The organism is Sphingopyxis sp. H115 (assembly GCF_001468465.1).
Lineage (GTDB): Bacteria > Pseudomonadota > Alphaproteobacteria > Sphingomonadales > Sphingomonadaceae > Sphingopyxis.
Genome location: NZ_LNSA01000024.1, coordinates 28,431 through 54,514, shown reverse-complemented (window position 1 = coordinate 54,514; position 26,084 = coordinate 28,431). Strand labels below are relative to the sequence as shown.

The 26,084-nt window shown below is 64.2% G+C and carries 23 protein-coding genes and 1 tRNA gene; 15 read left to right on the top strand and 9 right to left on the bottom strand.

All coding sequences use genetic code 11. From position 1 onward, the window contains the following. The first annotated feature begins 35 nt into the window (after nt 1-35). The 4 genes from rpoD to ATE71_RS15865 all read left to right on the top strand — a co-directional run bounded on the left by rpoD (nt 36) and on the right by ATE71_RS15865 (nt 4,611). The gene (gene rpoD / locus ATE71_RS15880) at nt 36-2,057 is read left to right on the top strand and encodes an RNA polymerase sigma factor RpoD (RefSeq protein WP_058804287.1); all 2,022 of its coding nucleotides are present in this window, start codon (nt 36-38) and stop codon (nt 2,055-2,057) included. Between the two features lie 376 nt (nt 2,058-2,433). Continuing rightward, the gene (locus ATE71_RS15875; protein ID WP_058804286.1) at nt 2,434-2,730 is read left to right on the top strand and encodes a PspC domain-containing protein; all 297 of its coding nucleotides are present in this window, start codon (nt 2,434-2,436) and stop codon (nt 2,728-2,730) included. A gap of 258 nt (nt 2,731-2,988) precedes the next feature. Continuing rightward, a complete protein-coding gene (locus tag ATE71_RS15870; RefSeq protein WP_235588043.1) occupies nt 2,989-3,663 on the top strand; it encodes a DUF6975 family protein in 675 nt (224 codons plus the stop codon). A gap of 102 nt (nt 3,664-3,765) precedes the next feature. Further along, nucleotides 3,766-4,611 (top strand): AAA family ATPase, encoded by an 846-nt coding sequence (locus tag ATE71_RS15865; protein WP_054730929.1) that lies wholly within the window; start codon nt 3,766-3,768, stop codon nt 4,609-4,611. Nucleotides 4,612-4,719: 108 nt separating this feature from the next. Here the strand turns inward: ATE71_RS15865 and ATE71_RS15860 are convergent, their stop codons facing one another. After that, on the bottom strand, nt 4,720-6,117 hold the full coding sequence (locus tag ATE71_RS15860; protein ID WP_058804285.1) for a methyl-accepting chemotaxis protein: 1,398 nt from the start codon (nt 6,115-6,117) through the stop codon (nt 4,720-4,722). Between the two features lie 296 nt (nt 6,118-6,413). Between ATE71_RS15860 and ATE71_RS15855 the strand changes: the two genes are divergently transcribed. Genes ATE71_RS15855 through ATE71_RS15840 form a run of 4 tightly spaced genes read left to right on the top strand, consistent with a single transcriptional unit; the run spans nt 6,414 to nt 9,987 of the window. Continuing rightward, a complete protein-coding gene (locus tag ATE71_RS15855; RefSeq protein ID WP_058804284.1) occupies nt 6,414-7,592 on the top strand; it encodes a vWA domain-containing protein in 1,179 nt (392 codons plus the stop codon). 7 nt (nt 7,593-7,599) lie between these two features. Next, nucleotides 7,600-8,292 (top strand): immunity protein Imm33 domain-containing protein, encoded by a 693-nt coding sequence (locus tag ATE71_RS15850; RefSeq protein ID WP_058804283.1) that lies wholly within the window; start codon nt 7,600-7,602, stop codon nt 8,290-8,292. A 41-nt stretch (nt 8,293-8,333) separates the two neighbouring features. Next, a complete protein-coding gene (locus ATE71_RS15845; RefSeq protein WP_082665256.1) occupies nt 8,334-9,140 on the top strand; it encodes a lipid II flippase Amj family protein in 807 nt (268 codons plus the stop codon). Beyond that, nucleotides 9,133-9,987: a DUF817 domain-containing protein gene (locus ATE71_RS15840; protein ID WP_058804282.1), complete on the top strand. Its 855-nt coding sequence runs from the start codon at nt 9,133-9,135 to the stop codon at nt 9,985-9,987. The genes ATE71_RS15845 and ATE71_RS15840 overlap by 8 nt, the downstream gene beginning before the upstream one ends. Before the next feature lie 43 nt (nt 9,988-10,030). Here the strand turns inward: ATE71_RS15840 and ATE71_RS15835 are convergent, their stop codons facing one another. Genes ATE71_RS15835 through ATE71_RS15825 form a run of 3 tightly spaced genes read right to left on the bottom strand, consistent with a single transcriptional unit; the run spans nt 10,031 to nt 13,040 of the window. Then, nucleotides 10,031-11,275, bottom strand: a complete 1,245-nt coding sequence (locus ATE71_RS15835; protein ID WP_058804302.1) for a M24 family metallopeptidase — start codon at nt 11,273-11,275, stop codon at nt 10,031-10,033. Between the two features lie 14 nt (nt 11,276-11,289). Further along, nucleotides 11,290-12,495, bottom strand: coding sequence for an exo-beta-N-acetylmuramidase NamZ domain-containing protein (locus tag ATE71_RS15830; RefSeq protein ID WP_058804281.1), 1,206 nt, complete (start codon nt 12,493-12,495; stop codon nt 11,290-11,292). After that, a complete protein-coding gene (locus ATE71_RS15825; RefSeq protein ID WP_058804280.1) occupies nt 12,492-13,040 on the bottom strand; it encodes a DOMON-like domain-containing protein in 549 nt (182 codons plus the stop codon). The genes ATE71_RS15830 and ATE71_RS15825 overlap by 4 nt, the downstream gene beginning before the upstream one ends. Nucleotides 13,041-13,081: 41 nt before the next feature. Here ATE71_RS15825 and tyrS point away from each other — a divergent pair, with 41 nt between their 5' ends. Continuing rightward, the gene (gene tyrS / locus ATE71_RS15820; protein WP_058804279.1) at nt 13,082-14,308 is read left to right on the top strand and encodes a tyrosine--tRNA ligase; all 1,227 of its coding nucleotides are present in this window, start codon (nt 13,082-13,084) and stop codon (nt 14,306-14,308) included. Between the two features lie 74 nt (nt 14,309-14,382). Next, nucleotides 14,383-14,724, top strand: a complete 342-nt coding sequence (locus tag ATE71_RS15815; protein WP_039576180.1) for a PilZ domain-containing protein — start codon at nt 14,383-14,385, stop codon at nt 14,722-14,724. Here ATE71_RS15815 and recG read toward each other — a convergent pair. Beyond that, nucleotides 14,721-16,787, bottom strand: a complete 2,067-nt coding sequence (gene recG, locus ATE71_RS15810) for an ATP-dependent DNA helicase RecG (protein WP_058804278.1) — start codon at nt 16,785-16,787, stop codon at nt 14,721-14,723. The genes ATE71_RS15815 and recG overlap by 4 nt on opposite strands. Nucleotides 16,788-17,014: 227 nt before the next feature. Between recG and ATE71_RS15805 the strand changes: the two genes are divergently transcribed. After that, nucleotides 17,015-17,275, top strand: a complete 261-nt coding sequence (locus tag ATE71_RS15805) for a succinate dehydrogenase assembly factor 2 (protein ID WP_058804277.1) — start codon at nt 17,015-17,017, stop codon at nt 17,273-17,275. Then, nucleotides 17,272-20,766 carry a transcription-repair coupling factor gene (gene mfd / locus ATE71_RS15800; protein WP_058804276.1) on the top strand — a complete coding sequence of 1,165 codons (3,495 nt, stop codon included), beginning with the start codon at nt 17,272-17,274 and terminating at the stop codon, nt 20,764-20,766. Before ATE71_RS15805 ends, mfd begins: the two co-directional genes overlap by 4 nt. Before the next feature lie 18 nt (nt 20,767-20,784). Here the strand turns inward: mfd and ATE71_RS15795 are convergent, their stop codons facing one another. Beyond that, a complete protein-coding gene (locus ATE71_RS15795) occupies nt 20,785-21,981 on the bottom strand; it encodes a GGDEF domain-containing phosphodiesterase (protein WP_058804275.1) in 1,197 nt (398 codons plus the stop codon). Nucleotides 21,982-22,035: 54 nt separating this feature from the next. On the opposite strand from ATE71_RS15795, the gene moaA reads away from it, so the two are divergent. The 3 genes from moaA (at nt 22,036) to ATE71_RS15780 (ending at nt 24,010) form a co-directional block, all read left to right on the top strand. Beyond that, nucleotides 22,036-23,058 carry a GTP 3',8-cyclase MoaA gene (gene moaA, locus ATE71_RS15790; RefSeq protein WP_058804274.1) on the top strand — a complete coding sequence of 341 codons (1,023 nt, stop codon included), beginning with the start codon at nt 22,036-22,038 and terminating at the stop codon, nt 23,056-23,058. A 43-nt stretch (nt 23,059-23,101) separates the two neighbouring features. Continuing rightward, the gene (locus ATE71_RS15785; protein WP_058804273.1) at nt 23,102-23,872 is read left to right on the top strand and encodes an NAD kinase; all 771 of its coding nucleotides are present in this window, start codon (nt 23,102-23,104) and stop codon (nt 23,870-23,872) included. Nucleotides 23,873-23,935: 63 nt separating this feature from the next. Beyond that, nucleotides 23,936-24,010, top strand: a tRNA-Asn gene (locus ATE71_RS15780). Nucleotides 24,011-24,604: 594 nt separating this feature from the next. Here the strand turns inward: ATE71_RS15780 and ATE71_RS15775 are convergent. From ATE71_RS15775 to ATE71_RS15765, 3 genes are read right to left on the bottom strand one after another with little or no spacing between them, the layout of a single operon-like run. Continuing rightward, nucleotides 24,605-25,015: a hypothetical protein gene (locus ATE71_RS15775; protein WP_235588040.1), complete on the bottom strand. Its 411-nt coding sequence runs from the start codon at nt 25,013-25,015 to the stop codon at nt 24,605-24,607. Then, complete coding sequence (locus ATE71_RS15770; protein ID WP_201022969.1) at nt 25,015-25,416, bottom strand: ArsR/SmtB family transcription factor; 402 nt, start codon at nt 25,414-25,416, stop codon at nt 25,015-25,017. Before ATE71_RS15770 ends, ATE71_RS15775 begins: the two co-directional genes overlap by 1 nt. Continuing rightward, nucleotides 25,413-26,051, bottom strand: a complete 639-nt coding sequence (locus ATE71_RS15765; RefSeq protein ID WP_201022968.1) for a peroxiredoxin — start codon at nt 26,049-26,051, stop codon at nt 25,413-25,415. The genes ATE71_RS15770 and ATE71_RS15765 overlap by 4 nt, the downstream gene beginning before the upstream one ends. Between the last annotated feature and the right edge of the window lie 33 nt (nt 26,052-26,084).

Sequence of the window (26,084 nt, the reverse complement as noted above, 5' to 3'; positions counted from 1 at the left end):
CGAAACCCCTTATTGCCCCAAGGCAAGGAACAAGAATGGCCACCAAGAACACCGCCGCCGAAACCGATACCGACGCCCCGCTGATCGACCTCAATGAGGCCGACGTCAAAAAGCTGATCGCGCGCGGCAAGAAGCGCGGTTACCTGACCTATGACGAGCTGAATGCGGCGTTGCCGCAGGACGAGATGTCGTCCGAGCAGATCGAGGATATCATGTCGGCAATCTCCGACATGGGCATCAACATCGTCGAAAGCGACGAGGATGTGCAGGAAGAAGCCGAGCAGGAAAGCGACGACGAAGTCGATGTTTCGGCCGGCACGGGTTCGGTGTCGAACCCCGCGATCGAGAAGAAGAAGGAAACGGTCGATCGCACCGACGATCCCGTTCGCATGTACCTGCGCGAAATGGGCGCAGTCGAGCTGCTCAGCCGCGAAGGCGAAATCGCGATCGCGAAGCGCATCGAGGCGGGCCGCGACACGATGATTCTCGGGCTTTGCGAAAGCCCGCTGACTTTCAACGCGATCATCGACTGGTCGAACGCGCTCAACAATGGCGACATGCAGCTGCGCGAGATCGTCGATCTCGAAGCAATGTTGTCGAAGGACCCGGCGCCGGAAAACCTCGACGAGGAAGGTGCCGAGGATGATGGCGAGATCAGCGAGAAGACCGCCGGCGTCTCGTTCAAGGACGAGGACGAGGTCGAGGAAGAACCCTCGGCCGACGGCGACGACGAGGACGGCGAGGGCTCGTCGGGCAAGCGCGAGAATTTCGAGGAAGACGAGGAAGACAACACGCTCAGCCTCGCCGCGATGGAAGAGCTGCTGAAGCCCGACGCGCTCGAAAAATTCGCGAACATCACCAAGAGCTTCAAGGCCTTTTCGAAGCTGCAGGAAGCGCGCCTCGAATCGCTCTCGGGCGGCGAGGAATTTCCCGCGGCGTCGGAGAAGAAATATCACAAGCTGCGCGAGGAGCTCACCGCGCAGGTCGAAAGCGTGCAGTTCCACGGCACCAAAATCGAATATCTGGTCGACCAGCTCTACAGCTACAACCGGCGCCTGACCGCGCTCGGCGGCCAGATGCTGCGCCTTGCCGAGCGCCACAAGGTGCCGCGCAAGTCGTTCCTCGACAATTATGTCGGACGCGAGCTTGAGGAAAACTGGCTCGATCAGGTGTCGGGGCTCGACAAGAAATGGGCGGCTTTCGCAGAGAATGAGGCGAGCGCGGTCGATCGCATCCGCATCGAGATCAGCGAAATCGCGCAGGCGGCGGGCATGAGCCTCGTCGAATTCCGCCGCGTCGTGAACATGGTCCAGAAGGGCGAGCGCGAGGCGCGCATCGCCAAGAAGGAAATGGTCGAGGCGAACCTGCGCCTCGTGATCTCGATCGCCAAGAAATATACGAACCGCGGGCTGCAGTTCCTCGACCTCATCCAGGAAGGCAATATCGGCCTGATGAAGGCGGTCGATAAGTTCGAATATCGCCGCGGCTACAAGTTCAGCACCTATGCGACCTGGTGGATCCGCCAGGCGATCACCCGCTCGATCGCCGATCAGGCACGCACGATCCGCATCCCGGTCCATATGATCGAGACGATCAACAAGCTGGTGCGCTGCAGCCGCCAGTTCCTCCACGAGAGCGGCCGCGAGCCGACGCCCGAGGAAATGGCCGAGCGTCTGTCGATGCCGCTCGAAAAGGTCCGCAAGGTGATGAAGATCGCCAAGGAACCGATCAGCCTCGAAACGCCGATCGGCGACGAGGAAGACAGCCACCTCGGCGATTTCATCGAGGACAAGAATGCCGTCATCCCGGTCGACGCCGCGGTGCAGTCGAACCTCAAGGAAACGGTCACCCGCGTGCTGGCGTCGCTCACCCCGCGCGAGGAACGCGTGCTACGCATGCGTTTCGGCATCGGCATGAACACCGACCACACGCTGGAGGAAGTCGGCCAACAGTTCAGCGTGACGCGCGAGCGTATCCGCCAGATCGAGGCGAAGGCGCTCCGCAAGCTGAAGCACCCGAGCCGCAGCCGCAAGATGCGCAGCTTCCTCGACCAATAACCCTTCGGGCCTTTTGAAACGTCAAACGCCCCGCCTTCACCGGCGGGGCGTTTCCTTTTGCATCTGGGATCATAGCCTTAACCCGATGGTGCGCTGCACAATTTTTTGCGGCACCTTCTTTGAATCGTCATCAAGGCGCCCCAGATAGCCGTGCCTTCGCGAGACAGAGGGCTTCATGATCGGCTCAGGCACAACCCATTAAATGACAACCATGCCCACTCGTTGGGAAAAATTTCACGAAAACTAACGGGAAGCCTGTCGGGGCAAGGCAGGAAAAGGCCGGAAATTCGAGGGACTGCGCGAATTGGCACGACCTTTGCGATGCATCCGGCATCGGCACGGGGCCAGGCCCGCAGCCAAAGGGAAAGACGAAAAGATGGAAAACGAAACCACCAACCTCTTCCGCCGCCGTGACACCTTTTTCGGAATCTGCGAGGCCGTTGGCCAGGATTTTGGCTTCAACCCCCTGTGGCTCCGCCTCGCCTTCATCGCGCCGCTCTTCTTCTTCCCGGTGCAGACCTTCATGGCCTATTTCGCACTTGGCCTCGTCGTGCTCGCGTCGCGGCTGATCTTCCCCGCGAAGAGCGCGGCACCAGCCCAGCCCGCGCTAAACGCGGTCGAAGCCGAAGCGCCGAAGGCCGAAAAGGCCGAGGAACTCGCGCTCGCAGCTTGAGCGGTACCGGCCGGGCACCCTCTCCCCGTCTGGCCCCTCCGCTCCGATGGCGCCCCGGCGCCATAGATGGGGCCGGCAAGCTCTCCCCGGTGCTTGCCGGCCTCCTTGCTTCCAGTGCAATTGTCCCTGACTGGAACAGGCAAAAATCAAATCGATCCGTCGCTTATAAACGCGACGTTTACGACGTTGCCCTATGATCGATCGCTGACATTCCATCGGCTTGGGCGCGGGTGCCCCTGCCCCAGCGAGGATCGAGCGTTGAGCCCATCGACACAGCCCCAGCTGCCGACGCGCGGCGTCGCCGAAATGCTCGATTCGCTGGTCGCCGGCGACGGCACCGGCGCGCATCCGCACGTCCGCTCCGGCGCGCTGTCGACCGGCGCCGAAGCGATGCGAAACCTCGCCGACGCGGTGCATTTCCTCTGCCTCCTCCACGGCCGCCATCCGGGCGTGATCGACAATGCCGCGCGCAAGGCGGTGGACCCCGCCTCGCGGCAATGGATGAACGAAGCGGCTGACGCCTTCGTCGTCGAACGCGCCTTTCTGTCGAAAATCGCCTCGGCGGTCGGTCCGGTCCCGAGCACGCAGGGCCAGGCCCAATGCGAGGCCGCGGTCGCCGCGCAGCGCAAGGCGATCGACATGCTCGCCGAATCGGATCGCCATGGCTGCGCGGTCGGCGCCGCAATCGCACTAACCCTCGACTGGCGCACGATTCGCGTCCTACTCGATATCAGCGCGCAGCGGCTCGACATCGCGCCGCCGACGTGCACCTTGCCCGACCTGCGCGACACTGCCCGGCTTGCGGGCACGGTGGCCGACGGCAACCCCGCCGTTGAGCGCGCGATGGTGTTCGGCGCGCAGCAACTGATTACCCAGCACAGCGGCCTGTGGGACCTGATGTCGGTCCGCGCCGCGAGCCGCGTCCACCCCTGATCCGCTCGGCGTGCGGTTCCCGCGCGCCCGAGTCCGCTTGCACCGCTTCCCCGCCGCCGCTATGCCCGCTTGACGTTCACGTTAAGGGAAAGGCTGCGACGCATGCGTTTCGAAGGTACCAGCGCCTACATCGCCACCGACGACCTGAAGGTCGCGGTCAACGCGGCGACCTTGTTGCGCCGCCCGCTGCTCGTGAAGGGCGAACCCGGTACCGGCAAGACCGTGCTGGCCGAGGAGATTGCGAAGGCGTTCGACGCGCCACTGATCACCTGGAACATCAAATCGACGACCAAGGCGCAGCAGGGCCTCTATGAATATGATGCCGTGGCGCGCCTGCGCGACGGCCAACTCGGCGAGGAACGCGTCCACGATATTCGCAACTATATCCGCAAGGGCAAATTGTGGGAGGCGTTCACCTCGCCCAAACTCCCCGTGCTGCTGATCGACGAGATCGACAAGGCCGACATCGAATTCCCGAACGACCTGCTGCAGGAACTCGATCGCATGGCGTTCCACGTCTATGAGACCGACGAGACGATCGTCGCCAAGGAACGCCCGATCGTCGTCATCACGTCGAACAATGAAAAGGAACTGCCCGACGCCTTCCTGCGCCGCTGTTTCTTCCACTATATCAAATTCCCCGACCGCGACACGATGGCCGAAATCGTCGAGGTTCACTTTCCCGGCATCCAGAAAACGCTGGTCAGCCGCGCGATGGATATCTTCTACGAGGTTCGCGAAGTGCCGGGGCTCAAGAAGAAGCCCTCGACGAGCGAGCTGATCGACTGGCTGAAGTTGCTGCTCAACGAGGACATGCCGCTCGAAGTCCTCCAGAACCGCGACGTCGGAAAGGCGATCCCGCCGCTCCACGGCGCGCTGCTCAAGAATGAGCAGGATGTAATGCTCTTCGAAAAGCTTGCGTTTATGGCGCGCCGTCAGGGTAGCTGAGACAGCTCGACCAAACCCAGAGTCCGCGCGTGTTGAGCGAAGTCGAGACACGCAACCGCGGCGCCAGACGTATCTCGACTTCGCTCGATACGAACGTGTGAGTGCTGATTAAAGCTGGTACGCCACCTCGACGTCGCCCCAGCGGCGGCCGCCGATCACTGCGGGCATATAGACGTTCCGCACGGTCAGGTAATTGATGCCGTCGCCCTCCTGGCGATAGACCGTCATGAAGAACGGCGCGCTGCTGCGCTTCGCCGCGGCGTCGGTCTCGTCATAGAGGATGCGGCCGTTGCGGCAGTGCGCGGTATCATGCTCGATGTCGCCGGTCGGCGCGCGCGAGCATTCGGTGATATGTGTCGGCAGGAATCCGTTCATGTCGCCCGCCGACGACATCTTGATTTCGGGATGGCTCGCGACGATGCGGTCGAACAGCGGACGCCAATTGGCATCGGCCCAGTCGCAAAGGCTGGTGCGGAAGCGTTCGGGATTCGAATTCGGCACGCGAACATAATCGGTGTCGAAAAGCTGCTCCATCGTCAGTTCACCGCGCGCGAGGGCTGCTTCGGCCAACCCGACGAATTCGTCGCGCACCTTCGCAGCGAGTTCGACGATCGCCGAATCCTGCGGGCTGACTCCCGCCGAGATGACCGCGTTGAACATGCGGTTCGACACATGCTCCATCGACAGGATCGAATCGCGCGTGCCGTCAAGGGTCGCGCTGTTGTCGCGTACGGAGGCGACAACGCTGTCGAGCGCCTCGCGCACCTTCGCGCCATTCGCATGGACCATCGCGCTCGACTGCGCGATGCGGTCGCTCTGGTCGTCGAGCAGGGCGACAAGGTGCGTCGCGTCGTGCAGTGCGTCGGTGATCGTTTCGAACTGCGCCTCGGCGCGGCTCGACTGTTCGACGCCGGTCTGGATCTCTGCGACGAGCCCGCTCGCTTCGGCCGCAAGGCTGCCGATGCTGCGGCGGATTTCGTCGGTGGCGCCGCGCGTATTCTGGGCGAGCTTCTTCACCTCGGCCGCGACAACGGCGAAGGTGCGCCCCGCATCACCCGCGCGCTCGGCCTCGATCGCGGCATTGAGGGCGAGCATGTTGGTGGTCTTCGCAATCGACTCGATCGATTGGCTGACCTGCTGCACCTGCTCCATCACGGCAGCGAAATTGGTGACGTGCGTGCCGAGCCGCGCGATGAGATCGATGACCGAGCGGAATTCGGTGACCGCCAGGTTGACGCGCTCGGCGCCCGCATCGAGCTGTTCGCACGCGCGCGCCGAAAGCAATTTCGCCTCGTCGGTCGAATCGGCGATCTGGCGCTGGTCGGCCTCGAGGCTGACGACATATTCCTCGAGCCGGCCAAGCTCGCCGATCTGCCGCTCCATCTGCTCGGTCGCACGCTTGATCCGCCCCGCGGCGTCGCTGCACCCGACGGCCAGCTCCCCGCAGTCGCTGGCAACCGACTGGTCGAGGATCTGCGCGCCCGGATTGATCGGATCATATTTCATTGGCTTGCCCACGTCCCTGCATAATCGAGGAGATATGACGGGCAATGGTTAACGGGGCGTCAATCGATAGGTCGACGTTCGACTATTTCGGTGGACGCGTCTTCCTCCGATCGCCCATCGGCCCCTTTGGTTGTCAGCTTGGTCGTTTTCGTCCGGCGCCATAGGACGGAGTCTGTATCGAACATGATCGAAATCGTGCCGGAAACCTCTTGCTTCGACCGCTTGGCAAATGCCGGACAGCTTTCCGTTTACGTAAAGCAGTTGCGCCCGACACCGCGACGCGATACGCCTCGCCCATGTTTTTCGGCTTTCTCGACGAGCTTCGCGCCGCGGGTATTCCCGCCAGCCTGAAAGAGCATCTGATGCTGCTCGAGGCGCTCGACCGCGAGGTGATCGATCGCAGTCCCGAGCAATTCTATTATCTGTCGCGCGCGATCTATGTGAAGGACGAAGGCCTGCTCGACCGCTTCGACCAGGTGTTCAACAAGGTCTTCAAGGGTATTATTTCGGATTACGGCCAGAACCCGGTCGACGTCCCCGCCGACTGGCTGAAAGCCGTCGCGGAGAAATTCCTGACGCCCGAGGAGATGGCGGCGATCGAATCGCTCGGCGACTGGGACAAGATCATGGAGACGCTGAAAGAGCGGCTCGAGGAACAGCAGAAGCGCCACGAGGGCGGCAGCAAGTGGATCGGCACCGGCGGCACCTCGCCCTTCGGCAACTCGGGCTATAATCCCGAAGGCGTGCGCATCGGCGGCGAGAGCAAGCACAAGCGCGCGCTGAAGGTCTGGGAAAAGCGCGAGTTCCAGAACCTCGACAACACCAAGGAACTCGGCACGCGCAACATCAAGATCGCGCTGCGCCGCCTGCGCAAATTCGCGCGCGAGGGTGCGGCCGACGAGCTCGACATTCCGGGCACGATCGACGGGACGGCAAGGCAGGGCTGGCTCGACATCCAGATGCGCCCCGAACGGCGCAACGCGGTCAAGCTGCTGCTCTTCCTCGACGTCGGCGGATCGATGGACCCGTTCATCAAGCTGTGCGAGGAGCTCTTCAGCGCGGCGACCACCGAATTCAAGAATCTCGAATTCTTCTATTTCCACAATTGTCCGTACGAGGGCGTGTGGAAGGACAATAAGCGCCGCTGGTCGGAACGCCACCAGATGTGGGACATCCTTCACAAATATGGCCATGATTACAAGGTGATCTTCGTCGGCGACGCATCAATGTCGGCCTATGAAATCACCCATCCGGGCGGCAGCGTCGAACATTTTAACGAGGAATCGGGCGCGGTCTGGCTCCAGCGCATCACCCACGTCTATCCCGCCGCGGTGTGGCTGAACCCGGTGCCCGAGGCGCATTGGGGCTACACCCAATCGGTGAAGCTGATCAAACAGCTGATGAACGACCGCATGTATCCGCTGACGCTCGCCGGGCTCGACGACGCGATGCGCGAACTGACCCGCAAGCATTGAGCCTCCCTTGGCCGGTTTCAGGGACAGGTTGCGCGGCTGGTTCGGAAAATACCGGATCGAAGATCCGCGCCCGATAGCCGCCGACGCGCCCTATACCTTCTACCTTCCGTCCGAAAACGAGTTGCTTTCGGTTGCGCCGGGCGATCGCGTCAAGATCATCTTCGAATCGATTCCGCCGAGTGCCGAATGGGGCGCCGAGCGAATGTGGGTCATCGTGACCGGGGTCGATGGCGACGAGCTGACCGGCACGCTCGACAATGAACCGGCTGACATGCCGCAATTGAAACCTGGCGACATCGTGCAGTTCAAGCGCGGGCACATCATCGATATCGATTGGGCGGACGATCGCGCGGTTCCCTCGCCAACCGTACCCGAACGGCGCTGGTACTGGGAGCGCTGCTTCGTCGACGACCAGATTCTCGATGGCCGGCTCAAGGTTGAATATCTTTATCGCCAAGAGCCCGACCCGCCAGCCGAAGACGATTCCTACCCCGACAGCGGCTGGCGCTTTCGGTGCGACACGCGCGGCCTGACCGACGCCGAGTATGACAATCCGAGCTTCAGCTACATCGCCCTCGGCAAGGTGCTGAACCGCGACGACAGCTGGCTTCATCTGATCGATGCGCCAGCTGGCAGCGCGTTTCTCCGCGATTGGGCCACGGGCGAATTTGTGCCGACCGAATTCACCGCCACCGAGTGAAATCTCTCGAATTCGCTCGGCCCTCGGGCTAGTCCCCGACGATGATCGATCTCCCCCTCGTCACCATCCTGTTGCTGACCGGTTTCATCAACCTGATCGGCGCGCTCGCCTATGCCGCGCGCATCGCCGGCGTCCGCACGCGGCGCATCGCGATGTCCTTCGCGCTGTTCAACATCCTCGTGCTCTTTTCGCGCACCTCGAACAGCTTTCTGGGGCCGTTCCTCGCCAAGCGCATTGAGACGCGCATCCACGACGGCAGCGGCGGGCATCTGTTCCTCGACATGCAACTGGTGCTCGCCGCGGCGAGCGTCACTACGCTGATCGGCATATTGCTCGTGCCCACCGGGCAGCGCATGTTCGCCGCCGCCATCGGCTGGTATCAGGACAACCGGTCGACGACGAAACTCGCGATCAAGGCTGCCAGCCCCAGCGGCCTCAGGACCTTGGGCCGGTCGCTGACGCTCCCAAGCCTGTCGCACCTCAAAAGCTGGACGATGCCGAAGGGCATCGGTTGGGGCGTGCTGATCGCCAACTGCCTTGCGCAATCCTTGCTCGCCGTCGGCGTCGTCGCGTCGCTTTATGCCGGCTATCTGGCGCCCGAATTTCGCGTCACCGCGTCGCAGCTGTCGGCGCTGATCAACGGCTTTGCGACGATCCTGCTGTTCGCTTTCATCGACCCGCAATTGTCGGTGATGACCGACGATGCGGTCGAGGGCAAGGTCGACGAGGCCGACTTCCGCCGGGCAATCACCTTCATCTCGTTGAGCCGCCTCGCGGGTACGGTGCTCGCGCAGGCGCTGCTGCTACCCGCCGCGCTGCTGATCGCGTGGGTCGCCGTCTATGTCTGACGCACCGCGCGGTCAGTCGCGTTTCCACACCGTTCGGATGCGGCTGGAGGCGATGGCGGTCGAACCGGGGCCGCGCGGCTGGTTCCTCGAATTTCTGGTGTTCGGGTTCAAGCAGGGGTGGGCGTGCCTGTTCGGCGGGCTGATGCTCGCGCTGCTGCTCGGCACACATCTGTTCTGGCCCGACGACGCGCCGCTGCACCGCTATGACGCGATCACCATCGGCGCAGTGCTGATCCAGCTTGGCATGCTCGCCTTCCGGCTCGAGTCGCCCAGAGAAGCGCTGGTCATCCTGATCTTCCACATCGTCGGCACGGTGATGGAGCTGTTCAAGACCGCCGCGGGGTCGTGGCAATATCCCGAGGCGAGCCTGTTCCACATCGGCGCGGTCCCGCTCTTCTCGGGCTTCATGTATGCCGCGGTCGGCAGCTATATCGCGCGCGTCTGGCGCATCTTCGATTTCCGCTACACGGGCTACCCGCCGGTGTGGACCAGCTATGCGCTCGCCGCCGCGATCTATGTCAATTTCTTCGCGCACCATTGGTTGTACGACGTCCGCTGGTTCCTGTTCGCGGCGACCGCGTTGCTGTTCTGGCGCTGTCAGGTGTGGTTCCGCCCGCTCCACGTCCACCGCCGCATGCCCTTGCTCGTCGGCTGGGGGCTGGTCGCGCTGTTCATCTGGTTTGCCGAGAATATCGGGACGTTTGCGCGCGCGTGGACCTATCCCAGCCAGGACGACGGGTGGCATATGGTGGGGCTGGAGAAGCTCGGCAGCTGGTATCTGCTGATGATCATCTCGTTCGTGCTGGTGAGTTTGGTGCAGCGACCGAGGGGGCCGGGTCACACATAGCGCGGTCGCCTTACTCTCCCCTCCCTGAAGAAGGGAGGGGAACTTACCCGAACGGCTTGTCGATGGACGGCGGCGGCTCGCTGAAATATTTCGGCCCGCTTTCGGTCATATAGAAACAATCCTCCAGCCGGATCCCGAACTCGCCGGGTATATAGATGCCGGGTTCATTCGAGAAACACATGCCGGGTGCCAGTTTTGTCGTTTCGCCGCGCACCAGATTGACCGGCTCATGCCCGTCGAGCCCGATGCCATGACCGGTACGGTGCGAGGTGCCGGGCAGCTTGTAGCCCGGCCCCCAGCCTAGGCTTTCGTAATAAGCGCGCACCGCATCGTCGACCTTGCCCGCGGGCGTCCCAAGCTTCGCCGCCGCGAAGGCGACGTCCTGCCCCTTGCGCATCTGGTCCCACACCTGTCGCTGGCGCGGGGTGGCTTTGCCATAAACGAAGGTCCGCGAGATATCGGATTGATAGCCGTGAACGGTGGCGCCGCAGTCCATCAGCACGACCTCGCCGTTCTTCACCGCCTGCGGCTTGCCGCTGCCGTGCGGATAGGCGCTCGCTTCGCCGAGCAGGATCAGCTCGAACTCGCTGCGCCCGCCGAGCGCGGTCGTCGCCGCGGCCATAATTGCGCCGATGTCGGCAGGGGTCATCCCCGCCTCGACGCGCGGGGCGGTGTGACGATAGGCGGCGAGCGTGATGTCGCTCGCGATCTGCATCAGCGCGATTTCGGCGGGCGATTTGTGCATCCGGCAGCCGCGTACCACCGGCGCGCCGTTGACGACCGTTGCGTTCGGCATCGCTTTCTCGAGCCCGTCGACCGCGAAATAGCGCACCGTTTCCTCGACGCCGATGCGGCCCTTGGTCAGCCCGCGCTTGCCCAGCCAGGCGGCGACTGCGGCGAGCGGATTGTCGTCCTCGTTCCATGTCAGCACCTCGGCTTCGACCCCCAGGCTTTCGCGTACCGAAGGTTCCTCAAAGAAAGGCGTGACGACCGCCAGCTCACCCTCGCGCGTCAGCACCGCAGCGGTCAGCCGCTCGCTGCGCGACCAGCGCACTCCGGTGAAATAGATCAGGCTCGACCCGGGTTCGATCAGGAGAGCGCCGATATCGTTCGCCGCCATCAACTCCTTCGCCTTCGCGATTCGCGCCAGACGTTCTTCGCCCCCGATCGGCACGGCCTTCGCCGCGAGATTGGGCAGACCGGCGGTATCGGCGGCCAGCACCATCACGGGCAAAGTCGCTGCCAACCCGCCGATTGCCGCGGCGCCGAGAAATTGCCGTCGGTGCATCATCGTCCCCTTCGTCAATAAATAAGCAGGTCGGCGACCTCAGCACGCCACCCCGCTTCGTCGGGCAGCGCCAGCGCGTCGAGGTCGCCCGGCGCCGCGCCCGCGTCATCGACCCACTCACGCAGGCCCGGCCCGCCGTTGATCACGTCGATCGCGAGCACATCGTCGGTATATTCATATTTGAAATCCTTGCCGCGCCAGATCGGATAGTCGGGGTAGAGCGAACGGATCGCCTTGAACCCCAGCGCCTGTACGCGCCACGGGCGGAAAGCCGCATGGTCGTACCACGCCCCCTCGGCATGGATATGGATTCCACTGTTGAGCCGCTTCATATGCTTGTGGAAGGTGGGTTCGAACCAGATGTCGCGCAGCTTGCATCCCGCCAGCCATTCGGGCGCGAGCCGGCGCATTTCGGCGATCACGGCCTTGGCGTCGATGTCGGGGGCGCCGAAGAGTTCGAGCGGGCGCGTCGTGCCGCGGCCCTCGCTGAGCGTCGCGCCCTCGACCATCACGGTGCCTGCATAAGCGCGCGCCATGTTCAGGTTCGCGGCATTGGGGCTCGGGTTGATCCAGACGCGCTCCATAGGCCAGCCGAAGCCGGGCCCCTCGGGCTGCCACCCGTCCATCGGGATGACTCGATAGTCGACGTCGAGCCCGAAGTGGCGGATAAACCAATGCCCCATCTCACCCATCGTGAGGCCATGTCGCATTACCATCGGGCCCGCGCCGACGAAGCTTTCCCAGCCAAGTAAAAGTCGTGTGCCTTCGACGGGGCGGCCCGCAGGGTTCGGGCGATCAAGCACCCACACCGCCTTCCCATGCTGCGCCGCGGCTTCGAGGATGTAGAGCAGGGTCGTAACGTACGTATAGATGCGGCAGCCAAGGTCCTGCAGATCGACGAGCATCACGTCAAAAGTGTGCATCGACTGGCCGCTCGGTCGCCGCACCTCGCCATAGAGGCTGAACACCGGCATGCCATAGGTCGGATCGGTGAAGTCGGGCGACTCCATCATATTGTCCTGAAGGTCGCCGCGCACGCCATGCTGCGGCCCGAACACCGCAGTGATGTCGATCCCCGCTGCGACGAGCGCGTCGAGGCTGTGCATCAGGTCCGCTGTTACCGAGGCGGGATGCGCGAGCAGCGCGACGCGCTTGCCTTCGAGCGGTTTGCGGAGCGCCGGGTCGGCGAGCAGGCGATCGATACCGAAAAGCGTCGTCATGCCCGCCCGCGTGCCTCAAGCGTGACCGCAAAGCAATCGGGATGGTGGAAGTCGGGCTTGCCCGGCGGGTGGGCGAGCGCCCAATAGCTTTTGGTGCCGTCGAGTTCCTCTATCACCGCCGAGAGCGCGAGCTTTGCACCGACATCGGGGAAGATGCCGGGTTCGACCCGCAGCGCATAGGCCTGCTCATCGCGCTCGGCGGTCATTTCCCACGGCGCGAGCTCGTCGGTGCGCAACAGCGAGCGATAATCGTCGAACTGGTAACAAGCCCAGCGCCCGTCGGGGCCGTAGTTGAACTCGGTATAGTCGGGCTGGCCTTCCTCGGTCAGGAACGCCTCGAAACAGGTGTTTTCCCACAATCCGTCGGTGGCGCCGTCGGCGATGACGAGTTCGCCTTCGCCAAGGGGGAGCACGAGATCGGCGATCGCGCCATCGACAATATAGCGAAGCGCGAACCCCTCCTCGAACGACAGGCTGACCTCGACCGCGACCGACCGCACCGCCTTGCCCGGCGTATCGGGGTGGCAGATCAGTTCCTTGCGCATGCTATCCAAATATCAAACCCCATGTTATGCGCCCGCCCGCTATGACCAGTTACAAATCCGACCTGCTGCGCCTTCTCGACGAGCGAGGCTATATCCATCAGACGACCGACGCGGAAGGGCTCGATGCGCTCGCGGTCGGACAGGTCGTCCCCGGATATATCGGTTTCGACGCAACCGCGCCGTCGCTGCACGTCGGGAGCCTTGTCCAGATCATGATGTTGCGCCGCCTGCAACAGACGGGGCACAAGCCCGTCGTGCTGATGGGCGGCGGGACGACGCGGATCGGTGACCCCACGGGCCGCGACGAGAGCCGCAAGATGCTGTCGGACGAGACGATCGCCGCGAACATCGCGTCGATCTTCAGCATCTTCCAGCAGTTTCTCATCTTCGGCGATGGTCCGACCGACGCGGTGATGGTCGACAATCAGGACTGGCTCGGCAAGCTCGGCTATATCGAGCTGCTGCAGGAAGTCGGCACGCACTTCACGATCAATCGCATGATGACCTTCGATTCGGTCAAGCTGCGGCTCGAGCGCGAACAGCCGATGACCTTCCTGGAATTCAATTACATGATCCTGCAGGGCTATGATTTCCGTCACCTGTCGAAGGCGATGGGCGTCCGGCTGCAAATGGGCGGGTCGGACCAGTGGGGCAATATCGTCAACGGCATGGAACTCGGTCGCCGCATGGACGGCGCCGATCTTTATGGCCTCACGACTCCGCTGCTCACCACCGCCGCGGGAGCAAAAATGGGCAAAACCGCCGCTGGCGCGGTGTGGCTCAACCCCGAACAACTGTCCCATTTTGACTATTGGCAATATTGGCGCAACTGCGACGACCGCGATGTCGGCAAGTTCCTGAAGCTCTTCACCGACCTGCCGCTCGCCGAGATCGCGCGATTGGAAGCGCTCGGGGGCGCCGAGATCAACGAGGCGAAGAAAATCCTTGCGAACGAGGCGACCGCGATGTGCCGCGGTGCCGAGGCTGCGAAGATCGCGGCGGAGACCGCGGCGCAAACCTTTGAAAAGGGGCAGATTGGCGGCGACCTTCCGCAAGCCGTCGCGCCCGCCGAAGGGATCAGCGTCGTCGATGCCCTGCGCGAGCTCGGCTTTGCCGGTTCGAACAAGGAGGCGCGCCGCAAGCTCGAAGAGGGCGCGGTGAAGGTCGACGGAACCGTCGTCCGTGACCCGCAACACCGGATCCAGCCCGGCGAGAATGCCGTTCCGCTGAGCCTTGGATCAAAAAAACATGGCCTTGTTGTTCGGTAGGCCGCAAAAAAGCGTTTACCACTTCTTCAGCAATCGGATGGATCGTCATGCCCAAATCAACAAGGTCCACGAATATGCGCAAGATCGACACCAGCAAGGCCCATTATGTCGGCCTCGACCAGCGGATCGCTCCGCGTAGCGACGTCTATTGCCGCCTGCCCTTCGTCATGCCCGACGGACGGCAGGAAATGTGCACCTGCGTCAACATCAGCGCCGACGGTATGTTGATGCGCTTTGAACGCGGGCTGGAGATCGGCGACCTCGTCGTGTTTCGCATGCCGATCGTCGGCCGCATCGCGGCAAAGGTCGTCTGGTCGATCGGCGGCAAGACGGGTGTCCAGTTCGACAAGTCGATCTCGGTCGAGGATTATCTGCCGATGATTCGCGCCATGGGTGCCAGAGGCGACGTCAACTAACCGCTCCTGAGCAACGGCACCGCCGCGTCGCGTTCGAACAGATAGAGGCAGAGGCGCACCGCTTCGGCCCGCGCGCCTTCCATCCCGCCATCGCGCTCGACGAACAGCCGCGCGTCGTCGTGCGCGACGGGCAATAGCCGCACCAGCTGTTCGGGCGTCGCGAGGCGGTAGTCGGCGTCGCCCGATTGTTTGAGCCCGAGCAGTTCGCCACCGCCGCGCAGCTCCAGATCCTTCTCGGCAATCACGAAACCATCGTTGGTGTCGCGCATCAGCGCGAGCCGCTCGCGCGCGGTTTCGGACAGATTCTGCGACCGGAGCAGCAGGCATACCGACTTGGCCGCGCCGCGCCCAACACGGCCACGCAGCTGGTGGAGCTGAGCGAGCCCGAAATTCTCGGCATGCTCGACGATCATCAGGCTCGCCGCCGGCACGTCGACCCCGACCTCGATCACCGTCGTTGCGACCAGGACGCCGATTTCGCCCGCCTGGAAGCGCGCCATGACCTCGTCCTTCTCGGGCCCCTTCATCCGGCCGTGGACAAGCCCGACGCGCGCCTCACCCAGCCGCTCGCGAAGCAACGCCGCGCGATCCTCGGCCGCCGCCAGTTCGCTCCCTTCGCTCTCGGCGACAAGTGGACAGACCCAATAGGCCTGCGCGCCGGTGGCGAGGTGGCGATCGAGCGAGTCCACCACATCGTCGAGCCGGTCGAGCGAGATGACGCGCGTATCGACCGGGGTCCGCCCGGGCGGCATTTCGTCGATCTGCGACACATCCATTTCGCCATGATTGGCGAGTTGCAACGTGCGCGGGATCGGGGTCGCGGTCATAACGAGCAGGTGCGGCGGGCGCGCCGCCTTTTGCGTGAGCATCAGCCGCTGTGCGACGCCGAAGCGATGCTGTTCGTCGACGACGACGAGCGCGAGATTCTTGTACGTCACCGCCTGCTGGAAGATCGCGTGGGTGCCGACGAGGATGTCGATGCTGCCGTCGGCGAGCCCCATCAGCGTCGATTCGCGGGCCTTGCCCTTGTCGCGCCCGGTCAGGATCGCGATATTGACGGGAAGGCTAGCAAGCATGCGCTGCAAGGTCGCAAAATGCTGGCGCGCGAGAATTTCGGTCGGCGCGAGCAGCGCCGCCTGCGTCCCCGCCTCGACCGCCGCCAGCATCGCCCGCAGCGCGACGAGCGTCTTGCCCGACCCCACATCGCCCTGCAGCATCCGCAGCATCGGCGTGTCCCGCGCCATGTCGCCTGCGATCTCGCGCCCGACGCGTTCCTGCGCCCCGGTCAGCCCGAAGGGCAGCTTGAGCGCGTCGGTCAGCCGCCCATCGCCAATGATCGCCCTGCCCTTTCGCGTGCGAAGCCCCTGCCGGATCAGCATCAGCGCGACCTGACTCGCGAAGATTTCGTCATAGGCGAGGCGATCGCGGGCGGCCTCGTCGCGCGGACTCGCATGCGCGCGCTCCATTGCTTCGCGCCATGCGGGCCAGTTCCGGTTCGCCAGCAACGGTGCGTCGACCCATTCGGCGAGTTCGGGGCGCCGTTCGAGTGCGATTTGCGCGAGTTGCGACAGCCGCGCGTTGGTGAGCCCTTCGGTCAGCGGATAGACCGGCTCATGTTCGGCGATCCCCGCCTCGTCGCCCGGTTCGACGACCTGGTCGGGATGCACGATCTGGCGCATCTCGCCATAAAGGTCGAGCCGGCCCGACACGCGGCGTTTTTCGCCGAGCGGAAACAGCTTGCGCGCCAGCCCCGAGGTCCGCCCGAAATAGACGAGCCGGACGTGGTCGCCGGCGCTGTCAAACGCTTCGACACCGAACGGCGCACGCGGGCTACGGCCGGCGCGGTAATCCTGCGCGGTGAGTTCAACAATGATCGTTTGTCCGGCCTGCGCTTGATCGAGCCGCTCAACCGGAAAACGCGAGATCAGCCCCGTCGGCAGGTGGAACAGCACATCGACGACACGCTCCAGCCCCAGCCGGGTCAGCGGCTTGGCAAGCTGCGGTCCGACGCCTTTCAGGTCGGTGAGCGCGGCAAAGAGCGGATTGAGTATCTCGGGTCGCATGGCTACTGCGGCTATCTAGCGCGAGCCTTTCCAACTTGCACCATTCCTCTCCCCTTGCGGGAGAGGAAGCGAGACTTGCTCCGGGTCTGCCCGGAGCTTAGTCGCAGCTGGAGAGGGGTATGCGCTCGCCATGCGAGCGCGCACCCTCTTCCAACTTCGCCTAACCGCTGCCGCGGCAAGGCTTCGTATCCTTCTCCCGTTGAGGGAGAAGGACTAGAGAGAAACCGATGCAAGACCGCCTGAAACGCCTGAAATTTCGTGCCTGGCACCGTGGCACGCGCGAGGCCGATTATATGATCGGCGGCTTTTTCGATCGCTACGCGAGCGAATGGGGCAACGAGGAACTCGCCTGGTTCGAAATCGTCGTCGAGGAAGACGACGTCGACATCATGGCGTGGGCACTCGGCACCGGCCAGCCGCCTGCTCATCTCGACCACCCAACGCTCATCGCGGCGATGCGCCGTCTGGACTATATCCCACTGCCATGACGATGCCCGCCGCCGACATTTTTGCAACAATTGGATCGGCATCGGCGCCGCTGACGCTGGCGCGCGCCGCCGACGGCTTCCTGCCGCTGCTGCTCGCCGACCTTGCGCGCGCGAGCGACAAAAGGCTCGTCTATGTCGCGACCGACGATGCGGCGATGCAGGCGATCGCCGACGCCGCGCCCTTCTTTGCGCCCGACCTGATCGTCCACCGCTTTCCTGCTTGGGATTGCCTGCCCTATGACCGCGCGGGGCCTTCGATGCGCGTCAGCGCCGACCGGCTCGCGACTCTATCGGCGCTGCAATTGCCGCCGAAACGCGGCGAGTTGGTCCTCACTACGGTCGCCGCGATCACGCAGCGCACGCTGACGCCATTCCGCATCCGCCAGCTCGCGACGACGCTGGCGCCGGGGCAGCGGATCGACCGCGACGCGCTCGCCGAATTGCTCGTGTCGAACGGCTTCAGCCGCGTCGACACCGTCGCCGACCAGGGCGAGTTCGCGGTGCGCGGCGGCATCCTCGACCTGTTCCCGGCGGGCGAGGAAAATGGCCTGCGCGTCGATTTCTTCGGCGACGAGATCGAGAGCATTCGCCGCTTCGATCCCGCCGACCAGCGTAGCCTTGGCCCTGCCAAGGCGCTGCAACTGCTCCCCGCGTCCGAAACTTTGCTCGACGAGGCGACGATCAAGCGCTTCCGCTCCGGCTATCGCGACCTGTTCGGCGCGCAGGCGACGGGCGATCCGCTCTATCAGGCGGTCAGCGACGGCCGGCGGCAGGCGGGCATGGACCATTGGCTGCCCTTGTTCGAAGAACGGCTCGCGACCTTGTTCGATCACATCGATCCTGTGACCCCCGTGCTGCGTGGACATCGGACCGACGCGACTGCCGAGACGCGCTTTGCGGCGATCACCGACTATCATGCGAACCGCGTCGCCGCCGAGCGCGAGTCGCCCGGCAGCTATCGCCCGCTCGCGCCCGAAACGCTTTACCTGACCGAGACGGAATGGGCCGGGGCAGCAAGAGAGCGCCCGATCCATATCGTCACCCCCTTCGACGTGCCCCCGTCGGCGACCGTCGTCGACCTCGAAACCTTCGCCGCGCGCGATTTTACCCCCGAGCGCACCGCTGACGAAAATGTCTATACGAAAGTCGCCGACCACCTCGGCGACGAGCGTCGCAAGGGCCGCCGCACGATCATCGCCAGCTATTCGGGCGGTGCGCGCGATCGATTGTCGGGGCTGCTCCGCGATCATGGCGTCACCTCGCTCGCCCCCGTCGACAGCTGGCAGGATGCGCTCGGCACCGCTTCGGCGGAAAGCGGCGGCGCGACCGCGATGGTCGTCTTGCCGCTCGACCACGGCTTTGCGAGCGACGCGATCAGCCTGCTCACCGAACAGGATATCCTCGGCGAGCGGCTTGTCCGGCGCCAGAAACGCCGCAAAAGCGCCGACGCGTTCCTCGCCGAGCTTGCGACGCTGAGCGTCGGCGACCTCGTCGTCCACCTCGACCATGGCATCGGGCGATACGAGGGGCTGACGCAGATCCCGGTCGGGAGCAGCCCGCACGATTGCGTCGCGCTGACTTACGCCGGCGGCGACAAGCTTTACGTCCCCGTCGAGAATCTCGATGTGCTCTCGCGCTACGGCGGCGAGAGCGAGGGTGTCGCGCTCGACAAATTGGGCGGCGAGGCATGGCAGCGCCGCAAGGCGCGGATGAAGGAGCGCATCCGCGAGATCGCGGGCGAACTGCTCGCGACCGCGGCACAGCGCGCGCTGCGTTCGGGCGAGTTGCTCGCGCAGGACGCCGCCTACCCCGCTTTCGCCGACCGCTTCCCCTATCAGGAAACCGACGATCAGGACCGCGCGATCAGCGACGTGCTTGCCGACATGGCGTCGGGGCGGCCGATGGACCGGCTCGTCTGCGGCGACGTCGGGTTCGGCAAGACCGAAGTTGCTTTGCGCGCCGCGTTCGTCGCGGCGATGGCGGGGGTGCAGGTTGCCGTGGTCGTCCCCACCACCTTGCTCGCGCGCCAGCATTACACGAACTTCGTCGAACGCTTCAAAGGCTTCCCGATCGAAATCGGGCGCCTGTCGCGCCTCGTCCCCGCAGCCGAAGCGCAAAAGACGCGCGATGGGCTGGCGAGCGGACAGATCGACATCGTCGTCGGCACGCACGCGGTGATCGCGAAATCGGTCGAATTCAAGAATCTCGGCCTCGTCATCGTCGACGAGGAACAGCGGTTTGGCGTCGTGCACAAGGAGCGGCTGAAGCAGCTCAAGGCCGACGTCCATGTGCTGACGCTGACCGCGACGCCGATCCCGCGCACGCTGCAAATGGCGATGTCGGGCCTCCGCGAACTCAGCGTCATCCAGACGCCTCCGGTCGATCGCCTGGCGGTCCGCACCTACGTCGCGCCCTGGGATCCGGTGGTGATCCGCGAGGCATTGCTGCGCGAGCATGATCGCGGCGGGCAGAGCTTCTTCGTTACCCCGCGGATCAAGGACCTGCCCGACATCGAGGAATTCCTGCGCACGCGGGTGCCCGAAATCAAATATGTCGTCGCGCACGGCCAGATGGCACCGGGCGAGGTCGAGGAGCGGATGAGCGCTTTCTATGACCGCAAATATGATGTCCTCGTCTCGACCACGATCGTCGAAAGCGGGCTCGATATCCCGAGCGCCAATACGCTGATCGTCCACCGTGCCGACCGTTTCGGCCTCGCGCAGCTTTACCAGCTCCGCGGGCGCGTCGGCCGGTCGAAGACGCGCGCCTACGCCTATCTCACGACGATGGAGGGCGGCGCGATCACCGACACGGCCGAGAAGCGACTCAAGCTGCTCGGCGACCTCGATACGCTGGGCGCGGGGTTCCAGCTCGCGAGCCACGACCTCGACATTCGCGGTGCGGGCAATCTCGTCGGCGACGAGCAGTCGGGGCATATTCGCGAGGTCGGCTTCGAACTCTACCAGTCGATGCTTGAGGAGGCGATCCTCGTCGCCAAGGCCGAGGGCATGGGCGCCGCGCCGCCGCGCGAAGCGCTGTCGCCGGTCATCACCGTCGACGCGCCGATCCTGATCCCCGAGGATTATGTCCCCGACCTGCCGCTGCGCATGGCGCTTTATCGCCGCCTCAACGAGGCCGGGGATCGCCCCGCCCTCGATGCCTTCGCCGCCGAGATGATCGACCGCTTCGGCCCGCTCCCGCCCGAGACCGCGAACCTGATCCAGCTGATGGAAATCAAGGCCAATGCGAAGGCAGCGGGCATCGCCAAGCTCGACGTCGGCACCAAGGGCGCGCTCGTCAGCTTCCACGGCGACCAGTTCGCGAACGTCCCGGGCCTCATCGCCTATGTCGAACGGCTGAAGGGCCGCGCGCGCATCCGTCCCGACAACAAGCTGTCGATCAGTGGCGACTGGGTGAGCACCGGCGCGCGCCTCAACGGCGCGCTGCAACTATCGAAGGGGTTGGGGAAGCTGGCGAAGCAGGCGGGATGACCCGCGCGCCAGCGACGGCTATTCCATCAACCCGAGCAGCTGCTCCGACGGCACCGGTCCCGATTTCAGAAAGCCCTGCCAGGTCGCGACGCCGAGTTCGGACAGGCGCCCAAGCTGGCGTTCGTTCTCGATCCCCTCGGCCACGACGAGCAGGCCGAGCGCACGCGCAAGATCGACGATCGCGCGCACGACGATACGGTCGCGGTCGCTGCCGTCGATCGTACGCGTAAAACCGCTGTCGATCTTGAGATAGTCGATCGGGAGCCGCGCCAGTAGCGACAGGCTGGAATAGCCCGTGCCGAAGTCGTCGATCGCGATCGCGACACCCAGCGCCCGAATCTGCGCGAGCTGTTCGGCGGCGCTCGCCGGATCGCTGAGCATCGCCTGTTCGGTGAGTTCGAGGGTGAGCCGGTCGGGATCGACTTTCGCGGCCTTGGCCATCGCAGCAAAGCGGCCGGCAAATTCGGGATCGCCGAGATCCGCGGCCGTGATATTGAGCGAGACGCGCAGCTTGGCGAGCGCCCGCGGCCACCTCGCCATTTCGGCGAGCGCGACGCGGTGCGCATGTTCGGTGAGCTCGCACTCGAGGCGCGCGGCGCGCGCCGCGGTCACCAGGGGCCCCGCGCCGAGCAGCCCCAGTTCGGGATGCTGCCAGCGCAGCAACGCCTCGACCCCGATCATCTCGCCGGTCGCGACGTCATATTGCGGCTGATAGTGGATCACGACCTCGTTCCGCGACAGCGCGGCATGGACCATCACCCCGTCGCGCGCGGACGCCGGGCGCGCGAGCTGGTCGCACGCCGCGCGTAGCTGTTCGCCGACCGATTCGTCGCGGGTGATAAGCGCGGCCGCGATACGGATCGAGAGGCGCCCGTTCGGATCGCCGACGATCGGTTCGGCGAGCGCGACGTGCAGCGCGCGTTCCTGGGCCCGCAACGCGCCGAGCGACATCGGGGCCGATGGTACGATCAGGAAGCGCGGGCCGTCGAGCCGATCGACACACGATCCCGGCCCGAATTCGTCGCTCGCGAAATTTTCAAGCCGACGGCCGATTTCATCGAGCACCGAATCGCCCGTGGCAGTGCCCGCGCTGTTGTTGATGCGCGCCATCTGATCGACCTGAACCAGAAGGACGCCGGCGTCGGCATCGTGCCGCGCGTGCAAGGTTTCGAGTTTGCGGGCGCAGGCGGAAAGGGACTCGGTAAGGCGATTCATGGCGGTCCCTCTATCAGGCTTTGCTTGCCAAGCGCTTCCCTTTTGCACCACAATATGCGCGTGGCTGTCACATTATCCCAACACACCGCATCGACGGTGCCCTTGATCGACGGCATTGGCCGGAAAATCAGCTATTTGCGCCTGTCGGTCACCGACCGCTGCGACCTGCGGTGCCGCTATTGCATGGCCGAAGACATGGCCTTCCTGCCCAAATCGGCGGTGCTTAGCATAGAGGAAATGGGCGAACTTGCCGAGCGGTTCGTTCGGCGCGGTATCCGGCGTATCCGCCTGACCGGTGGCGAACCGCTGGTGCGGCGCGGGATCGACATACTCGCCATGCGCCTCGGCGCGATGATCGGGCATGGCCTCGACGAACTGACGCTGACCACCAATGCGATGCGGCTTGCCGACCATGCCCCGATGCTGGCCGCCGCGGGGGTACGCCGCATCAACGTCAGCCTCGACACGCTCGACGCCGCCGCCTTTCGCCATATCACCCGCGTCGGCGACCTCGCCGTGGCGCTCGCCGGAATCGATGCGGCGCGGCGCGCGGGGCTGGCAGTCAAGGTCAACATGGTCGCGCTCGCGGGGCTCAACGAAGACCAGCTCTTGCCCATGCTCGATTTTTGCGCCGCGACGGGCTGTGACCTGACGCTCATCGAAACGATGCCACTGGGCGAGGTCGAGGCGGACCGGAGCGATCATTATATCCCGCTCCACCAGTTCATCGCGCCGCTGCGCGAAGCGCGCGCGATCTACCCGGTAGACAAGCGCACCGGCGGCCCCGCGCGCTATTTCGCGGTCGAAGGCAGCCCGGTCACGCTCGGGCTGATCACGCCGCTCAGCGACAATTTCTGCGCGACCTGCAACCGCATCCGCCTGACCGTCGAGGGACGCGTCTATATGTGCCTCGGCCAGGACGATCATGTCGACCTGCGCGCAAGCTTACGCGAAGGCGGCGATGTCGACGGCTTGATCGATGCCGCTTTGGCTGGCAAACCGCGCGCGCATGACTTTCACATCGAACGAAGGTCCACACCGGCGGTCGCGCGTCATATGAGTGCAACGGGCGGCTGAAAAGCGGCCCCGTTATTCGAAGGCACGGGGGAACCGGACCAATATGCATCGCAAGATCGCGCTAGTCGCATCGAACGCGCCCGCCGCCATGGAGGCGGAGGCCGAACTGCGGCCGCTCTACGACTTTGTCGACCTGGCCGAAGCCGAGTTGCTCATCGCGCTCGGCGGCGACGGCTTCCTGCTGCACATGCTGCACCAGCTGCTCGACCAGCGGCGCAGCCTGCCGGTGTTCGGGATGAATCGCGGGACGATTGGTTTCTTGATGAACGAATTTCGCGTCGAGGGACTGATCGACCGGCTTGCCGCGGCGCGCCCCTTCCTGATCCATCCGCTGTCGGGCGATATCACGACGATCAGCGGCGAGCGGCATATCCTGCCCGCGATCAACGAGATTTCGCTGCTGCGCGAAACGCGGCAGGCCGCGAAGCTCGAAGTGATGATCAACGAACGGACGATGCTCGAGGAACTGGCGTGCGACGGCGTGCTCGTTGCGACGCCCGCGGGATCGACAGCCTATAATCTCAGCGCCAACGGCCCGATCCTGCCGCTCGAATCCGAAATGCTCGCGCTGACGCCGATCAGCCCTTTCCGCCCGCGGCGCTGGCGCGGCGCGCTCGTCCCCGAATCGACGAGCATCCGCTTCAATGTCCGCGAGGCGGCAAAGCGCCCGGTCAGCGCGGTCGCTGATCAGCGCGAAATCCGCGACGTGAAGACGGTGCTGGTCACCACCGACCGTAGCCGGCCGTTGACCTTGCTGTTCGATCCTGACCAGGGCCTCGACGAACGCATCGCGATGGAACAATTTATCGTCTAAAGGGGCTTGCAATATCGAACGCGCGGCGGCAAAGGGACCGCCTTGCCCGCCACGGCGGTCTATTCCTCGGTAGCTCAGCGGTAGAGCTCTCGACTGTTAATCGAGCGGCCGTAGGTTCGAATCCTACCCGGGGAGCCATTTCTTCAATCGCTGCCGTTAGCAAGCGACCACCCACCACTCGATATCGCTAGAGAAACTGCGGCAGCCTATTCGCTCGCGCGCGTTGCCCTTTGCGTTGTTTCGCGCAAACGGGGAATAGTTCAAAATCGAACTTTGAGCTGGGTATGGACAGCCTGACACAGCCGCATGGCCGAGCCGCGCTAGCCAAGCCGGGACAGCACCACGATCGATACGGACTCATGCTTTTCCTTCGCGAAGGCCGCAGGCTGGGTCGCCCGGGTTCAACCGGTCGATAGCGGCCCAAGGTGATGGGATCCCGAGTGCAGTTCACCCGAGGTTCCTTGTCTCGAGAATCTCCGGGATCCCGCTTGTCGGGCGAATTGATGAAGCGTGCGTCCCATACCCGCCCTTTGCCCAAAAACGCTGCCGGTCGGCGACCGGCCGATTTTGATTTAACAGGTCGCGCTAGGTCCTGGGTCTAGGACCGCGCCCCGGCAACGCCCGAACCGATCGGGACGGACGAGCCATAGACCGGCTGGAAGCGGCTTTTCGGCATGGTCTGGGCCGGTTTGCGCGAGCCTCCTTCCCATGGGGAGTTCGCCGCCGCTCTGCTCAAGATTTCGCACGCGTCCGTCTGGTTCCGAGCATTATTTCGCCCATATCGCCGTGGTGCCGGTAAGTGAGGATCAGGAGGTAAATCGACAGGAACAGCATGCCGCCGAATATCGCGATGAGGCCAAGCAAGCAGCCCCCAAGGGTGAAGTCATCGCGCCAGGCGGTCCACAGTCCGGACAAAAGCAGGAAGGTAAAGAAGTCGAAATTGAACTGCCCCGGCCAACCCATGGCCGCCATGTCGCCGAAGAAGACCGGCAGCAGATTCCATCCGTGCGCGGCGATCGTGATGCCGGTATTGATCAGAATCGACAGCAGACATGCGACAAGAAAAAGCCTGAACCAAAACATACCGCCCTCCCGGTTTCGCTTCGTGTCGGCAGACATATCCCGTTCGCGCGGGCTGACCATTACCTTTCGATTCGGGCAAAGGCGGCCGCGCCGGCAACCGTCAATGTAGGCGCGGCCTTTGGAGGCTCGCCAATCGCCGTCCTAAGATCACTGGCGTTTGCAACCGCTCCGGAAAAAATGGCCTCCATGCTGCGAACGCACAACGCAACCTGCTCGTCCGCCAGGTCATAATAGACCTGCTTGGCTTCGCGCCGCGTCTTCACCATTTCACCCCGGCGCAGTTCAGCGAGCTGCTGGCTGAGGGCCGGCTGGCCTATGGACGTCGCCGTATCGATTTCGCTGACGGTCCGCTCGCCGCGGAGCAGGCACGACAGGATCATCAGCCGCTGCGGCTGCGCATAGATCCGCAGCTTTTCCACCGCCTTGTCCGCGAGCGCGCGATCCTCGTAGATCGCGCTCATGATGCTTCGATCGTGCGGCAGAACCAGCCGAGGTCGTCGCCTTCCATCACCCTTTCGGACGGCGGCGCCAGAAATGCGTCGCCCGGTCGCCAGCCTTCGGGCGTCAGCCGCTTGCCATCGGCTGTCTGCTGGAGCGCGGCAACGGTGCGCAATATCTCGTCGATAGACCGACCGACGGTGTGCGGATATATGTTGATCGCGCGGACGATGCCCTCGGGATCGATGATATAGGTCGCCCGGACCGCGGCGCTGTCCTGCGCGGCCGCATCGATCATGCCATACGTACGCCCGATCACCATGCTGGGGTCCTCGACGATCGGAAAGCCGATCACGACCCCGAAATGCGCCTCGATCGCGCGCACCCAGGCGAGGTGCGAGTAAAGGCTGTCGACCGAAAGCCCAAGAAGCGAACATTCCAGCTTGTCGAAATCCGCCTGCCGCTTCGCAAAAGCGATGAACTCGGTCGTGCACACCGGCGTGAAATCGGCGGGGTGCGAAAAGAACACGAGCCAGCGCCCGCGATAATCCGCCAGCGCCAGCTGCCCCTGCGTCGATCGCGCGGTAAAATTCGGTGCGGCATCGCCCAACCCAATCGGCCGGGGCGCGTCGGTCGTCTCGATCATTTCATCATCCATTCCTGCACTCCAAGCCTTGCCTCGCAGCCCCGC